General features: G+C 47.3%; 15 protein-coding genes. All 15 read left to right on the forward strand.

From position 1 onward, the window contains the following. The first annotated feature begins 124 nt into the window (after positions 1-124). The 15 genes from BpJC4_RS03270 to BpJC4_RS03340 all read left to right on the forward strand — a co-directional run bounded on the left by BpJC4_RS03270 (position 125) and on the right by BpJC4_RS03340 (position 15,331). A complete protein-coding gene (locus BpJC4_RS03270; protein WP_151697522.1) occupies positions 125-1,549 on the forward strand; it encodes an MARVEL domain-containing protein in 1,425 nt (474 codons plus the stop codon). Between the two features lie 31 nt (positions 1,550-1,580). After that, on the forward strand, positions 1,581-2,312 hold the full coding sequence (locus BpJC4_RS03275; RefSeq protein WP_151697523.1) for a PRC-barrel domain-containing protein: 732 nt from the start codon (positions 1,581-1,583) through the stop codon (positions 2,310-2,312). 19 nt (positions 2,313-2,331) lie between these two features. Next, complete coding sequence (locus BpJC4_RS03280; protein WP_151697524.1) at positions 2,332-3,702, forward strand: VanW family protein; 1,371 nt, start codon at positions 2,332-2,334, stop codon at positions 3,700-3,702. 84 nt (positions 3,703-3,786) lie between these two features. Next, the gene (locus BpJC4_RS03285) at positions 3,787-5,448 is read left to right on the forward strand and encodes a GspE/PulE family protein (protein WP_151679264.1); all 1,662 of its coding nucleotides are present in this window, start codon (positions 3,787-3,789) and stop codon (positions 5,446-5,448) included. Positions 5,449-5,457: 9 nt separating this feature from the next. Beyond that, on the forward strand, positions 5,458-6,510 hold the full coding sequence (locus tag BpJC4_RS03290) for a type IV pilus twitching motility protein PilT (protein WP_151697525.1): 1,053 nt from the start codon (positions 5,458-5,460) through the stop codon (positions 6,508-6,510). Next, positions 6,497-7,702, forward strand: coding sequence for a type II secretion system F family protein (locus tag BpJC4_RS03295; protein ID WP_151697526.1), 1,206 nt, complete (start codon positions 6,497-6,499; stop codon positions 7,700-7,702). The genes BpJC4_RS03290 and BpJC4_RS03295 overlap by 14 nt, the downstream gene beginning before the upstream one ends. An 81-nt stretch (positions 7,703-7,783) precedes the next feature. Further along, entirely contained in the window at positions 7,784-8,224 is a 441-nt protein-coding gene (locus BpJC4_RS03300; RefSeq protein WP_151697527.1) for a type II secretion system protein, read from the forward strand. Positions 8,225-8,365: 141 nt separating this feature from the next. Next, complete coding sequence (pilM, locus tag BpJC4_RS03305) at positions 8,366-9,367, forward strand: type IV pilus biogenesis protein PilM (protein ID WP_151679268.1); 1,002 nt, start codon at positions 8,366-8,368, stop codon at positions 9,365-9,367. Continuing rightward, positions 9,368-10,126 carry a PilN domain-containing protein gene (locus BpJC4_RS03310; protein ID WP_151679269.1) on the forward strand — a complete coding sequence of 253 codons (759 nt, stop codon included), beginning with the start codon at positions 9,368-9,370 and terminating at the stop codon, positions 10,124-10,126. It abuts the gene before it with no gap. Beyond that, on the forward strand, positions 10,123-10,803 hold the full coding sequence (pilO, locus tag BpJC4_RS03315; protein ID WP_151679270.1) for a type 4a pilus biogenesis protein PilO: 681 nt from the start codon (positions 10,123-10,125) through the stop codon (positions 10,801-10,803). Before BpJC4_RS03310 ends, pilO begins: the two co-directional genes overlap by 4 nt. Before the next feature lie 52 nt (positions 10,804-10,855). Next, on the forward strand, positions 10,856-11,617 hold the full coding sequence (locus BpJC4_RS03320) for a prepilin peptidase (protein ID WP_151679271.1): 762 nt from the start codon (positions 10,856-10,858) through the stop codon (positions 11,615-11,617). Between the two features lie 114 nt (positions 11,618-11,731). Beyond that, entirely contained in the window at positions 11,732-12,730 is a 999-nt protein-coding gene (locus BpJC4_RS03325) for a hypothetical protein (protein WP_253693301.1), read from the forward strand. A gap of 119 nt (positions 12,731-12,849) precedes the next feature. Continuing rightward, the gene (locus tag BpJC4_RS03330; RefSeq protein WP_151697528.1) at positions 12,850-13,437 is read left to right on the forward strand and encodes a Maf family protein; all 588 of its coding nucleotides are present in this window, start codon (positions 12,850-12,852) and stop codon (positions 13,435-13,437) included. A gap of 21 nt (positions 13,438-13,458) precedes the next feature. Further along, a complete protein-coding gene (radC, locus tag BpJC4_RS03335; protein WP_151679274.1) occupies positions 13,459-14,142 on the forward strand; it encodes a RadC family protein in 684 nt (227 codons plus the stop codon). Between the two features lie 172 nt (positions 14,143-14,314). Then, positions 14,315-15,331 (forward strand): rod shape-determining protein, encoded by a 1,017-nt coding sequence (locus tag BpJC4_RS03340; RefSeq protein ID WP_151679275.1) that lies wholly within the window; start codon positions 14,315-14,317, stop codon positions 15,329-15,331. Positions 15,332-15,432: the final 101 nt, after the last annotated feature.

Below are 15,432 nucleotides of genomic sequence, written 5' to 3' on the forward strand. Positions count from 1 at the left end.
TCGGGAAAAAGGCGCAGTACATTCTTCCCATTCGCGCCGATTTGTACTAAAATTACTTATAGTTTAATCGTTTCATTGTTTAACAATAGCGTTTTTTAGACCAATCGTGAAAGAGGTGGGGCCGGTGGATTTCCTCACTGCTGCTGTTGCCGTTATCTCGTTTTTATGCGTATTTGCCTTTTTTATTGTTTTTTCCTTCGGTTTTTCTAAAAAAGGCATTATCGTCCTGATTTCAACTGCTTTTCTGCTGGCGCTTTTCGGCATTTTGGCAAGCAGTGTTTTCCCTTTATGGGAAAGCTATTTGATCACCTTCCTGCTTGTGCTTTGCGTTTCCTATCTTTTTGAGAAAAGGCTGGCGTTTCTGTTTGTGGAAGGGGGCAATCATGCTGATGCCTTTCCGGGTTGGGGGGAGCAGGAGGCTTTTAACGGGAAACCGGGTGCAGCAGAATTGTCTGTTACATATCCCGAAAACATTGATGCAGCGCAAACTGCGGAAGATGCAGCTGAGCCGGAACGGGAACCTTCTTTAGCGGACCGGCAGGAAAAGGTTGGGTCTGCATGGGAAGAACTTGAAAATCCTGCAGCCGAAACTGTAGAAAGGCCGGCGAAAGTACCGGTCATTGAAACCGGCACAGGTGTTCAGGAAGTTTCCCAAGACGGGGATGATGAAGAAACGGATTTCCTCGAAAACCGCCTGGCAATGCTTGAACAGGGCACGGAGGAAAGCCCTGCCGAAACGGAAGATGCGCTGGAAATGTACCCGGTTGAAGACTGGATTACGGAATTGGAAAACCCGGATACTTCTTCCGGCACACATACTATTGACGAAGAAGCCGACCTGCAAGTCCCATTAATTGCTGATGCTGTTTCCGGTGTGGAAGAGGAAGAAAAAAGCGGTCAGGTTTCGCCGCCGGAAAATGTTCAATATTTTGAACAAGAAGAAATCCCGCTCCTCTCCCCCGATGAAGTTTTCGCAGAAAAGGAAGCTGAAGGAAACATTCCTGGGGCAGGCAGCGGGGAAGAGATCCAGCCGCTTGCTCTTGAAGAAACAGAAGTTCCGCCGCAGCTTGTTCAGGAAAGAAGCGAAGGGTGTGGCGAAAGCCCTGTGAAAGCTGAGCATGATGATCTTGAAGCGGTAACAGCCGGTGCGGAGGAGCACGTTGAAAAAGCTGAAGTAGAAGCCGCGGCGGTAAGCGAACCTTTTAGCCTGGATGAAAAAGAAATAGAACCAGTTGTTGAAACAAACACTGCTTCAGAGAAGGTAAATCTATTGCGGAAACAATTGCTGGATATTTTAATTGAACAGCTTCATCTGGCCCGCCTCACCCGTCCGGCTGAAGAGTATGAGCAGCTTGTCAAGGAACATTTGCAGCCAAGCCTGCCTAAGGAAGATTACTTTGCATTTGCGGGTCTTTTGATTGAACATTACATAGCGGAGCACGATTTTGATAAGCTGGGAGCCCTTCTCGAAGATTTGTCGGAAAAATACGCGCAGTACCCGGTGATCCGGGATGAAATCCTATTTTTAAAACATCAATACTGCCAATAGAAAAATTGAAGAAACAGGTGTGGTGAACAGGATGAAAAAGAGTACGCAAGTTTTGGGGCAGCCGATTATCAGCATTTCTGACGGTGCCGAAATCGGAAAAGTGAAATCGTTTGTGATTAATCCGGATAAAGGATCCGTTGATTTTTTAACAATAGAGCATGAAGACTGGCAAGTAAGCGTAAAAGCGATCCCGTTTAAAAAAGTCATCGGGATCGGGGAATATGCCGTCACGGTTGAAAGCGACAGGGCTGTCATAGATTTAAAAGAAATCCCGGTCGCGGACCAGCTTGTAAACAAAAAAATCAGGATCATTGCGGCGAAGGTGATGACCCGGAAAGGCGAGCTGCTCGGCGAAGTGAAAGAATTTTATGTCGATGAAGATACAGGCTGCATTCCGGGTATTGTTTTGCTGGCGGGCGAAACGGAAGAAATCCTTTCATCTGATTTTATCATGACGTACGGAAAGGATATCATCATCGTTAAAGAAGAAGCACCCGGCCATTTCCTCGACTCGGCCGACAAGCTTCTTCAGAAAATGGAAGCGGAAGAAACCGAAGAAATTTCAGCGGAAGGCGGGATGGATGTGTTGCGGACAAAACAGGTGGAGCTGTTAAAAGGGAAAAAAGCATCCAAAGACATCTACACGGGCAGCGGTGAACGCATCATTGCATCCGGTACGATCCTGTCGGAAGAAGATATCGTGCGCGCCCAGGAAGCCGGGCCGGGCGTTTTTGTTGAATTATCAATGAATGTTGAAGAGTAAGGAAAGGCAGGGTTGAAGTGTGGGAAACAAGCGGTTTTTAAAAGTTTTCATCATCTTGTTTACGAGTACGGCTTTTATTTTAGGTTTCTCACATTTCGGGGCTTTTGCCATAGAAAAAGGATTCGGCCATACCGAAAAATTTTCTGAAGGTACATCTGCCGGAGGTGTCGATCTGTCCGGGTTAACAAAAGACGAAGCACAGCAAAAACTGGAAAATGCCGTGCAAAAATGGAAGGCATCCCATCCTGTTACGCTTTTGTATTTAAACCAATCTATTAAACTTCCGGCTGCCGAGCTGCGATTTGATCTTGCGGAAAGCTTAAACCGGGCGCAGGATGGCAAGCCTGGGAAGCTATACGTAACGGTCAATAACAGCGGACTGGTCAAGATGATTTCGGAATCTTTTCCGGAAATCAGCCTCGAAGACTGGAATATCGGCCAATTAATTACTGCCATTTGCAATGCGGCATCCCGCCTTGAAACCGGTAATCTCACCTTTGATCTGGCTTCTTATGCAATTCAAGCGGACCAATCCGAAAAAACAGTCTCGAAAGCCGTATTAACGGCCATACCTGAAGCGGAGGCGTACGAGCTGGAAACATGGGCCAAGCAGTTTCCAAAACTGGACATCCCCGCGCAAAGTGCATTTTCTTTATTAAAAACAGCGGGGAAAACCGGCTCTGCTTTTTCGAATACTGCGCTGAGTATGATCGCAACAGCCATTTATGAAGCGGTTCTGCCGACGGATTTTGAAATCATTGAACGGTACACGAGCAATGAACTGCCGGGGTATGCCGCGCTCGGAAAAGAAGCAAGGGTTGTAAAAGGTAAGCTCGACTTTTCTTTCGTTAATCCGAACACAACCGCCTATAAGCTGCAGTTTGCTTATCGAAATGGCGCGTTTACTGTTTCCGTTACTGGCCGACCTTTTGCTGAAAAATATAAAATTGCCGAGAAAAATGCGAAAACGATCGAACCGAAAACGGCGGTGCGCTACACTTCTTCTTTAAAAGCCAACCAATCCGTTGTGCAGCAAACCGGAAAGGCAGGCCATTACGTAAAAATATACCGGAATATTTACAGTCAGGAAAATAGCCTGCTGAAATCAACCCTGCTGTCGGAAGATTTCTATCCGCCCGTCACGAAAATTGTTTCGAAAGGATATCCGGAAGAAGCAGAAGGCAGCACAAGCAATACAAGCGGTACCACAACAGGCGGAGGTACCTCTTCCTCGGCTGACCAGAAAAGCGCTGCGGAAACAGCCCAAACTTCTAAAGATGATCTAAACAGTTCGGCTCGTTCAGGCAATTCATCTTCAGATTCGGGGCAGACGGAAAAAAACAGTACTTCGGACAACAATCGCTCAGGCAGCACGAACAGCAAGAGCTAATGTCCCAAACGGAGACTGAAAATTTTCTTTTTGCTGCTTCTTAGGTTGATAGCCCTATGACATGAAAAAAAGCGGGGAATCGTGATGAAACAAGTACGGAAACGCCTTGGAGATTTGTTAATTGAATCAGGTTTAATCACAGAGGAGCAATTGGAACAGGCACTGAAGGAAAAAGGCGAAAACCAGAAACTCGGCGATGCGCTTCTCCAGCGCGGATACATCACTGAACAGCAGCTAATTGAAGTGCTGGAATTCCAACTGGGCATCCCTCATATCAGCCTTTTTCGCTATCCTTTCGACCAGAGCATTATGAATCTCGTACCGAAAGAAATAGCAAAACGGAATTTGCTCATTCCGCTTAAAAAAGACGGGGATAAATTATATGTCGCAATGGCGGACCCGATGGATTTCAATGCGATTGATGACCTGAGGCTGTCGACCGGGTTCCGGATTGAACCGGTTATTGCGTCTAAAGATGATATTTTGCGGGCCATCACCAAGTGTTATGAATTTGATGACGGCGTGGAAGAAATGCTGAGCGGCATAATCGAAAATGAAGAGTCGGCGGAAATCCAGGCCGGCGAAGAAGATTCACCGGTTGTCCAACTCGTGAACCAAATCCTTCAAAATGCCGTCCAGCAGCGGGCAAGCGATATCCATCTGGACCCGCAGGAAACGAAATTTATTGTCCGTTACCGTGTGGACGGAATCTTACGGACGGAAAGGGTTCTGCCAAAAACGATGCAGAACGTCTTGACGGCGCGCATTAAAATCATGGCGAATCTGGATATCACCGAACACCGCGTTCCACAGGACGGACGGATCAAGATCGATTTGGATTTCCATCCGGTTGATATTCGCGTATCCACCTTGCCGACCATATATGGTGAAAAAATCGTGCTGCGGATTTTGGACCTTTCCAGCGCGATCAATGATATCCGCCAACTCGACTTTAATAAGCTGAATTTTCAGCGCTTTTCGCAGCTTATTCAGCGCCCGAACGGTATCATTTTGATTACGGGCCCGACCGGATCAGGAAAATCATCCACGTTATATGCAGCCTTAAACCACCTGAACAATGAACAGGTCAATATCATCACGGTTGAAGACCCGGTGGAATACCAGATCGAAGGTGTGAACCAAATTCAGGTGAACACAGCGGTAGGAATGACATTTGGGAAAGGCTTACGGGCGATTTTGCGGCAGGATCCGAATATCATCATGGTCGGGGAAATCCGCGACAAAGAAACCGCAGAAATCGCCATCCGGGCATCACTTACAGGACACCTGGTCTTAAGCACCCTGCATACGAATGATGCGCTCGGCACGATTACAAGATTAATAGATATGGGAGTTGAGCCTTTTCTCGTCGCTACTTCGTTAAGTGGTGTCGTTTCACAGCGGCTTGTGCGCAGGGTGTGCCGCGACTGCGCGGAGGAACAGGCGCCAACCAAACGCGAAATCGAAATTTTTGCCAAGCGCGGCATTAAAATTGATAAAATCGTGCGCGGCCGCGGCTGCGGAAACTGTAACATGACCGGCTATAAAGGGCGGATGGCGATCCAGGAACTGCTCGTGGTCAATGAAAACATCAGGCGCGGCATTATGAACGGGGAACCGCTGTCCAAACTCAGGGAATATGCGATCCAGAATAAGACGATTTTTCTGCTTGATGACGGATTACTAAAGGTAAAACAGGGTTGGACGACGACGGAAGAAATTTTGCGCGTCGCCCTGCCGGAGTAGGTGAAGAAAATGAAGGAAAAAATTGAGTATTTGCTTCGCTCAGCTTTTGAGTTAAAAGCTTCGGATCTTCATTTGACCGTTGGTGTTCCGCCGATCATGCGCATAAACGGCCAATTAAAACGGTACGGCAAGGAGCCGATGACCCCGCAGCTGACGGAAGGAATGGCGAAAGCGATCATCTCCGATACGATGTGGCCGGTCTTTTTGGAACGCGGTGAGATTGATTTTTCATACGGGATCCCTGGCGTTTCCCGTTTTCGGATTAACGCGTACCGGCAGCGGAACTGTGTCTCTTTGGCGATCCGCGTGGTGCCGACAAAAATACCGACAGTCGAGGAACTGCATCTTCCGCCGGTTTTATATTCGTTCACGGAAAAGCCGAATGGGCTGGTGCTTGTGACCGGCCCGACCGGCAACGGAAAATCGACGACGCTTGCCGCGATGATCGACCATATGAACAAAACGTTGCATAAGCACATCATTACGCTCGAAGATCCAATTGAATATTTACATAAGCATCAAAACTGTATCATCGACCAGCGCGAAATCGGATTTGATACGCAAAATTTTGCGAACGGCCTGCGTGCGGCGCTGCGCCAGGATCCGGATGTCATTCTCGTCGGGGAAATGCGCGATTTGGAAACGATCCACACGGCGATTACGGCGGCTGAAACCGGGCATCTCGTGCTCGGGACGCTCCATACGTCAAGCGCGCCGTCTACGATCGACCGGATTATCGATGTGTTTCCGCCCTCCCAGCAGCCGCAAATCCGCATCCAGCTTGCCAACGTTTTGGTCGGCATCGTGGCGCAGCGGCTTTTCCCGACAGTGGATAACAAAGGGCGGAGGGCGGCGACGGAAATTTTGGTGAACAATGCGGCCATCGCCAATCTGATCCGCAATGAAAAAATCCACCAGATTGTCAATGTCCTGCAGACGAGCCGCGCGCTCGGCATGCACACGCTTGAAACCGATGTGAAGAAATTGCTCCAAAGCGGCGTCATTTCAAAGGAAGCGGCGGAACCTTATTTACAGGAGATCGGTCAAAATGCCACGATTTAAGTACCAGGGAAGAATGAAAACCGGGAAGAAAACCGGTACCATCACCGCAGACTCTAAAAGAGACGCGCTCTTGAAGCTGAGGGAGCAAGGCGTGCGGGTGGTTGAAATCAATGAATTGCCCGAAACGCTGTTGACAATGGAAATCAGCCTTGGCAACCGTGTGAAACTACAGGATTTTGTCATATTCCTCCGCCAGTTTTCCACGCTCCTGAAAGCAGGCGTCACGGTTGTGGATTCGACAAGAATACTGGCGAACCAGACGAGCAGCAAAACGCTGAAAAAGACGCTGTTGGAAGTCGAGGAAGACCTGCGCAGCGGAATTGCGTTGTCGCAGGCGGCCGCAAAACATAAAAAAGTGTTTACTCCGATGTTTATCAATATGGTGTATGCCGGTGAAGCGGGCGGAAGCCTTGACGATACATTGGACAGGCTCGCCACTTATTACGAAAAACAGCACCGTACCCAGCAAAAAGTGCGGTCGGCTCTGACGTACCCGATTTTTGTCGGTGTGATGGCGATTGTGGTCGTAATTTTTATGCTGGTTAAAATCGTCCCGACTTTTGTTTCTATTTTAAATGATTATAATGCGAAACTGCCGGCGGTAACCCGCTTTGTTTTGGCGATGAGTGGCTTTTTGCAGCAATTTTGGTGGCTGATCATACTGCTTGCTGTCGGGTTATATGTATTGTTGGTTTTTATGCGCCAAAATAAAGTGAGCAAATACTATCTCGATTATGCTTTGCTCAAAATTCCGGTATTCGGCAAGCTTGTCCAGAAATCAATCATTGCCCGTATGACAAGGACATTAAGTTCCCTATTCTCCAGCTCGGTGCCGATTTTACAGGCATTAACGATCGTTGAAAAAATCGTGGAAAATGAAGTGATGACAAATGTGATCCGCCAGTCCCGGGATGCTTTGGAAAGAGGGGAGTCGATGACCGATCCGATGCGGCGCCACTGGGTTTTTCCACCGCTTGTGACGCAGATGATCGCAATCGGGGAAGAAACGGGTGCGCTGGACGGGATGCTTGCGAAAGTTGCTGATTTTTACGAAGCTGAAGTCGAAGCTGCGACCGACCAGATGAAGGCGCTGATCGAACCGTTCATGATTGTCCTATTGGCAGGAGTAGTTGGAACGATTGTCGCATCAATTATGATTCCAATGTTTGAAATTTATAACAACGTTCAGTAAAGTGAACAAAAAATATATTCTTATTGTACAAAACTATGTATAATATAGGTAAAATGTTCTATCACCAAAGGAGGAAAAGCCATGTTGAGAAAGAAACGCAGGCTTTTAAAAAGCCAAAAAGGTTTTACTTTAATTGAATTGCTTGCTGTTATTGTTATTTTAGGGATCATTGCGGCAATCGCCATCCCGGCGATCGGAAATGTGATCAAAAACTCGAGGTTTAATGCGATTAAATCTGATGCGATCCAGGTTATTAGTGCAGCAAAACTTTATGCAGCAGATAATGATGTGAAATCAGGTGATACAATACAACAAACAGATTTGTCAAAATATCTCGACGACAAAGATAGTACATTAAAAGAATATTCGGTTACGTTAACAACAGATTCAGATGGAAAAATTGATTACGAAGTTAATGGTTCAGGCATTGATGGTGGTGTTAAAATAACATTTAAAAATGCTACTTTAAATGAAATTAATTCTGCGAAAAGAACCAGCGATAATGTTACAATAGGTCAATAATTCTATTTTGTTCAAGAAAGTTTTTTGTTAAGACTATCTACAAGCGGAGATATTCCGCTGTTTCTTTCTCTCCAAGGTCTGCTTCTTGTGCCAGGCCTTGGTTGCTAGTTTGCTAGGATTATTTGTTGAGGGGTTATCTCTATGGCATTTTCATTTTTTCCGGGTTCCAGGAAAATCGGCAATTTCATCATGAAGGACCATGTGATCCGCTATCTTGAATTGAAGCAGGCCAATCCCCCTATCGTGCAAATTTTCGGCGAGCATTATCTTCCGGAAGGGCTGATCCGCGACGGGAAAATCGTAGATGTTGAGACGCTTTCCATGATTGCCGAAGAATGCCTCGATGATTGGGGACTGAAGCGGGGAAAACACTTGATCCGGTTTACGGTTCCCGAGCATTTAGTTGTCGTGCGCAAAGTGGCTGTCCCGAAAGAAGTCGCCGTGGATGAAATCGAAGGCTATATTTACATCGAACTCGGCTCCACCATCCATCTGCCGTTTGAAGATCCGGTGTTTGATTATACGCTCCTTACCGAGGCCAATGAAGAAAAGCAAATCCTTTTATTTGCTTCGCCCAAAGACATTGTACAGGACTATGTGGACTTTTTTAACGGCATCCGCCTCAGCCCTGTCGCAGCCGATATCTCCCCTTTATGCGCCTACCGGTCTTTTTACCAGTTGAATCAGCTGAATCCGATGGACCACATTCTGCTTCTCCAGTTTGATTTATCCATGGTGAACGCCACCATTTTCCACCAGCACTTCCCTTTTCTCATGAGAGAGCTTGAGGTGGATATTCCGTTTTCAAAATGGGAAGTGGAAACCAATGCTTTCGGGGAAAAAAAGTATCACTGGCCGGAAGGTGATCCATTGCTGCAGTACCAGACCGAAAACATCTATAAAGAACTGGACAGGATCATGAATTATTACCAGTTTTCCATGAGGCAGGGCAAGGCGGCTGTCAATAAAATCCTGCTGAATGGCGATTACCCGTATTTGCAGGATATTACCGGGAAACTCTCGGAACAATTCGGCCTGCCGGTTGAGACGGCCCTTATAGAAAAAGTTTCATCCACTGCCGGCGCCCCGTTCCCCGCCCGTTTCGTTCCGTTGCTGGGGCTTGCGTTGAAAGAGGTGAAATAGATGCCGGTTGAGATTAATCTGCTGCCGAAAAAAGAACCGAAAAATATGGCTTTGCTTTTTTGGGGCGGCTTATTGGCTGCCGCATTCATCATTTTCCTGACCGTCTTCTTTTTCATGCTGCATCATGCAAAACAGGACCTCGGCGCCATAAACGAAAAAATCCACCAGGTGGAAGCGATGCAGGCTAGAGAACAGGCGAAGCAGAAAAACGATACAGACACGCAAGATTTGCGTAAACTAGCGTCCGCCGTAAAATGGGCAAAAGATTATCCCGTCAAAGCGGTGCCGATTTTGGACCAGCTCACAAAACTGCTTCCGAAATACGGCTACATTACGGATTTTTCCTGCACCGAAACGAGCGCGGACGTGACGGTTCAATTTGAATCGGGCGATGAAGTTGCTTATTACCTGAAACGGTTAAATGACAGCAAATATTTTAGCGGTGCCGTTCTGAACAACATCAAAACGGATAAAAAAGATACAGATATAGCAAGTTCCGCTTTAACGGCTGCTTCCACGTCCGGATCCGAGTCAACGTCGGGCAGCGGCAATTCCGGGTCTAACGCTAAAACGGACACGAAAAATACGGACACCTCAAATACGAAGGCGGCTTCTGGCACGAATGCCAATGCAGCGGGGGATACCGGGAGTACAGCTGCGGATACAAGCAGCGATCTACCTGTTTATTTGGCCAGTTATACGGTGCAATTAAACAAAAGTGCATTGAATGCAGCTGCGAAGAAGGAGGAAAAGCAATGAACCTCCGATTAAATAAAAGGCAATTTTCCTTGCTGATTATTCTCCTGGCCGTCTGCATTGCCGGGGCGGCAGCCTTGTACTGGTTTGTGCTGGAACCGGTAAAAGCGGAGATTGCCGTGAAAAAATCAACGTTAAAGTCGGAACAGCAGGTGCTTGACGCTTTGCATTCGAAACAGCAGATAAATCCGGAAGTGCAGCTGGGAACGGTTGTGGACCTTTTGCAGAAAGTGCCGACAAAACCGCTGACAGAACAATTTTTGCTTGATTTCCAAATGGCGGAGTCGCTCTCCGGCAGTCTGATTACTGAAATGGATTACAATCAGCAAAAGGATACAAGCAATTCAGCCTCCGCTGCGCAATCGTCTTCAACTGGTTCGAATGCTGCTTTGCCTTCCGGGATGAAAAAAATTACTTACACTTTAACCGTGGAGTCGCCGGATTATAAAAGCATGAAATCTTTTTTAAAAACAATTGAAAATTTATCGCGCATTACGATGATTGAATCGGTCGATTTTCAACAATCCAATCAAACCGCTGATTCCGCGGATCTGGAATATACGGTGACCGTTTCAACTTTTTATTATCCTGAATTGAGCCGGTATGCCGATTACTTGCCGGATATCGAAGTGCCGTCCCCAAGCCATAAAAGTGACCCGATTGCCGGGACAGCACAATAAGTTTTTAGCATGCATGGTAGTATAAACAAGCTGAATGTTAGAGGGATGGACCATGGATATAATCTGGATTGTTTATTTTGCGGTGATGGGAATGGTTTTCGGCTCATTTTACAATGTCGTCGGTTTGCGGGTGCCAAAACACGAATCCATCGCTTTTCCCGGTTCGCACTGCCCAAAATGCGGGCATCCATTAAAGTGGTATGAAAATATACCAGTGTTTTCCTATCTGGCCTTAAGGGGTAGATGCAAAAGCTGCAAGTCGCCGATTTCCGCCATTTATCCGGTTTTTGAAACGCTGACCGGACTGCTTTTTGCCTATTCATTTTCCCGGTTCGGCTGGAGCATGGAGCTTTTGTTAGCTTGCTTGTTCATTTCTCTACTTGTGATTATCACCGTTTCCGATTTGGTTTATATGCTTATTCCTGATATAGTGCTGCTGCCTTTTGCGGCCGCGATCGCCATCATACGGTTCCTCTCCCCGGCAGCGCCTTGGTGGTCCGCCTGGCTTGGGGCTGTGCTCGGATTCTGCCTTCTTTATTTGATTGCGCTTGTGACAAAGGGGGCCATGGGCGGCGGAGATATCAAACTGTATTTTGTCATCGGGCTTGTATTGGGTGTGGAGAAAATTTTTTTGTCCTTTTTTCTTGCCTGCCTGTTCGGCGCACTTTTTGGTATCGGCTTGATGGCGGCCGGCAGATTTAAAAAAAGGAAGCCGATCCCCTTTGGTCCGTTTATTGCCGCCGGTTCCCTTATTGCCTATTTTTTCGGAAACGATTTGATCGCTTTTTATTTACGAATGTACGGGCTCTCCTAGGCAGATTTTCACAAAAAATGCCGGAAATCGGCGAATTCCTTTTCAGACAAGGCGACAAAAGTCTTGTTCTTTTTTTTGCCGTTTGTGTTAGCATAAAGCAAATCGGGCAAAGAGGTGAAGGAATTGGACGAAGCGAAAAATCATGCGAAAATAACGGTCAAAATGAACGGAAAGGGCGGGCATTCGAAAGAAACAATCGAAGTCCACGACTGGAAAACAGCTGAACACGAGGTTGCCGCTGCTCATGACGGTGCAAATGAAGAGGAATCTTTTGAGTGGGTGCTGCCCGAACTGGATGCGGATAAAATTGAAGAATTCCGGCCGATCCATTATACACCCGTCCCCAAAAAGAAAAGTTTTTTCCAAAATAAACTGCCGAACAAAAAATCAATGCCGGCCATCATTTTTTCCATCGCGTCCGCCGTTGTCATCGGCGCATTATTGGGGCTTGTTGTACTGAAATTTATTGAATACGGGGACAGCCAAACGAAAAAGAGCGCCTCTGCCCCTGCAGCAGGATCCGCAGGCGGAGAAAAGCAGGCCCAGGCACAACAGCTGCCGGCATTAACGGTCGGTATCCTGCAGGCGGGGGTTTTCAGCACGAAAGAAGCCGCTGCCAAAGTTTCGGACGAGCTGGCTGCCAAAAGTGTGCCATCCATGCTGCTTACCATGGACGGCCAACATTATATTTTTGCTGGCGTCGCCGAAAGCCTGCTGGTGGTCAAAAACTTGAAAACCGTTTTTGCGGACAAAGGTGTCGAGTTGTATGCAAAAGAGATCAGTTTTTCAAGCAAAAAAATACAAACTGTGACAAACGATGATCAAATTTTCGCACAAAATACAGTTCCCCTTTTTGAAAAATTGGTGAAAGAAACTTCCAATTCGTTCCAGACCGGGACGGTTTCTGCGGACGGCATGCAGGCGATGAAAAGCAGCGCCGAAACAATCAGCAGGCTCGAAACGATAAAACAGGAAACGCTGCAACAGTTAAAGAAATACGAAACGGCCGCGTATGAATCACTGCTTTCCTATGAAAAAAGCGGAAACAAACAGGATTTGGCCAAAGCCGAGCAAAACCTGCTTGACTATGTGAAGGTGTACAGCGGGCACTGAGGCCGAACCCGCCAAAAGGGGGCTCCCTACATTACCGGGGGCCCTATTGTTTAACGGCGGTTTTTTTGGTACGATACAAGTGTATCTCCCATATTAAACCAGAAAAGAAAGTTTGGTGTATGATGGACCTCATATTGGCTTCAGGCTCCCCACGAAGAAAAGAACTCCTCCAGAAATTGCAAATTCCGTTTATTGTTGAAAAAAGCGATGAGGATGAACTAATCGATTTAACCGGTCCGCCCGAGGCAATTGTCAAGGAGCTGGCATGCAGAAAAGCGGAAAGTGTTGCCGCACATTTTCCTGAAGATGTGGTGGTCGGCGCCGATACAGTCGTGGCGCTTGAGGACCGCATCCTTGGAAAACCGGGCAGCCGCGATGAGGCGCGTAGGATGCTTCATCGTTTATCCGGCAAAACGCATACCGTCTATACCGGGGTTGCGGTTTGCTGCAAAGGGGAAACAGAAGTGTTTTTCGAAAAAACGGATGTCACTTTTTGGCATCTGTCCGAAAAAGAAATCGAACAGTACATGGACAGCGGCGAACCGTTTGACAAAGCCGGCGCATACGGCATCCAGGGATTAGGTGCGCTGTTTGTAAAGGGTGTCAGCGGCGATTACTATAATGTAGTGGGGCTGCCGGTTTCCCGTCTGTACCGTATGCTTTCCGGACCGAAATATGCCGGTCTGTCCGGCCCCTCCGCCTCCTGAACCGGAAAAGGAGGAATACAATTGGAAAAACTACTGATCAAAGACTTATCCGCAGAAGACCGCCCGCGTGAACGGTTAATCCACCACGGGGCGGAGAGCCTTTCCAACCAGGAACTTCTCGCCATTTTGCTTCGTACCGGTACAAAAGAAGAATCGGTCCTCCAGCTTGCCAACCGACTTTTGCACCATTTTGAGGGTCTCCGGCTTTTAAAAGGTGCCTCGCTTGAAGAAATGACGGCCATCAAAGGCATCGGCACGGCCAAAGCCGTCCAGATTTTGGCTGCGATCGAACTGGGGAGAAGAATCAACAATTTACAGCATGATGAACGCTTTGTGATCCGCACCCCGCAGGATGGGGCCAATTATGTCATGAACGACATGCGCTTTTTGGCCCAGGAACATTTCGTCTGCCTGTATTTGAACGTTAAAAACCAGGTGATCCACCGGCAAACCCTTTTTATCGGCAGCTTAAATGCTTCAATTGTCCACCCGCGGGAAGTTTTCAAAGAAGCATTAAGGCGTTCTGCCGCCTCCATTATTTGTTTCCATAACCACCCATCCGGAGACCCTTCCCCTTCAAAAGAAGATATCGAAGTTACCAAACGGCTTGCCGAATGTGGTAAAATAATGGGGATTGAAATTCTCGACCATTTGATTATCGGTGAGAAAAAATTCGTGAGCCTGAAGGAAAAAGGATATTTGTAAGGCTTTGAATTTTTTTATGGTTACGATATAATTAATCGTATGATTTTTACAGCTGGCTTTGTTGACCAAATTTGCCCAAACAACGGATGCGGCCAAAAAATGCATCTGCATATATAAGCAAAAGTATGACACAAATCGCGAAAATTAAAAGTGAAGAAAGGGAGATACATCCATGTTCGGAAGTAAAGATCTGGGGATTGATCTTGGGACAGCCAATACATTGGTTTTCATAAAAGGAAAGGGGATTGTCGTACGGGAGCCTTCCGTAGTGGCAATCCAGACAGATACAAAACAAATTGTGGCGGTTGGGGATGCCGCTAAAAAAATGATCGGAAGGACGCCGGGAAATATTGTGGCGACACGGCCGATGAAAGACGGCGTAATCGCGGATTATGAAACGACCGCTGCGATGATGAAATATTATATTCAGCAGGCCACAAATAAAAAAGGCTTTTTTTCAAAAAATCCGTATGTCATGGTCTGCGTTCCGTCCGGCATCACGGCGGTGGAAGAGCGCGCGGTGATTGATGCAACCCGCCAGGCCGGGGCAAGGGATGCTTTTACGATTGAAGAGCCTTTTGCAGCAGCGATCGGCGCCGGGTTGCCTGTCTGGGAGCCAACGGGAAGCATGGTAGTGGATATCGGCGGCGGGACGACGGAAGTGGCCATTATTTCGCTGGGCGGAATTGTGACAAGCCAGTCGATCCGCGTGGCAGGGGATGAAATGGACGAAGCGATCATCAGTTATATCCGCAAAAATTACAACCTTTTAATTGGGGACCGGACCGCAGAACAAATAAAAATGGAAATCGGTTCAGCAGGAGAGCCGGAGGGGATTGAACCAATGGATATCAGGGGCCGGGATTTGTTAACAGGTTTGCCGAAGACGATCACGATCACGGCGGAAGAAATTGCCGATGCGCTTCATGATACGGTTTATGCGATTGTTGATGCTGTGAAATACACGCTTGAACAGACGCCGCCTGAACTAGCGGCGGATATTATGGACCGCGGCATTGTGCTGACGGGCGGGGGCGCGCTTTTGCGCAATCTCGACCATGTCATCAGCAAGGAAACGGAAATGCCTGTCATCATTGCCGAAAATCCGCTTGACTGCGTCGCAATCGGAACAGGCAGCGCTTTGGAAAACATCGAACTGTTCAAAAACAAAGCAAAAGACAGTAAGTAAACAGAAAAGCGAAGGGCGTTTTCCCATCGGCGTATGAATTTCAATGCTCCCAAACTGGAAACAAGATGAGCCGAAAAGGCGAATCGATGTGGACTTATCGC

Source organism: Weizmannia acidilactici, assembly GCF_008974185.1.
Classification (GTDB): Bacteria; Bacillota; Bacilli; order Bacillales; family Bacillaceae_C; genus Weizmannia; species Weizmannia acidilactici.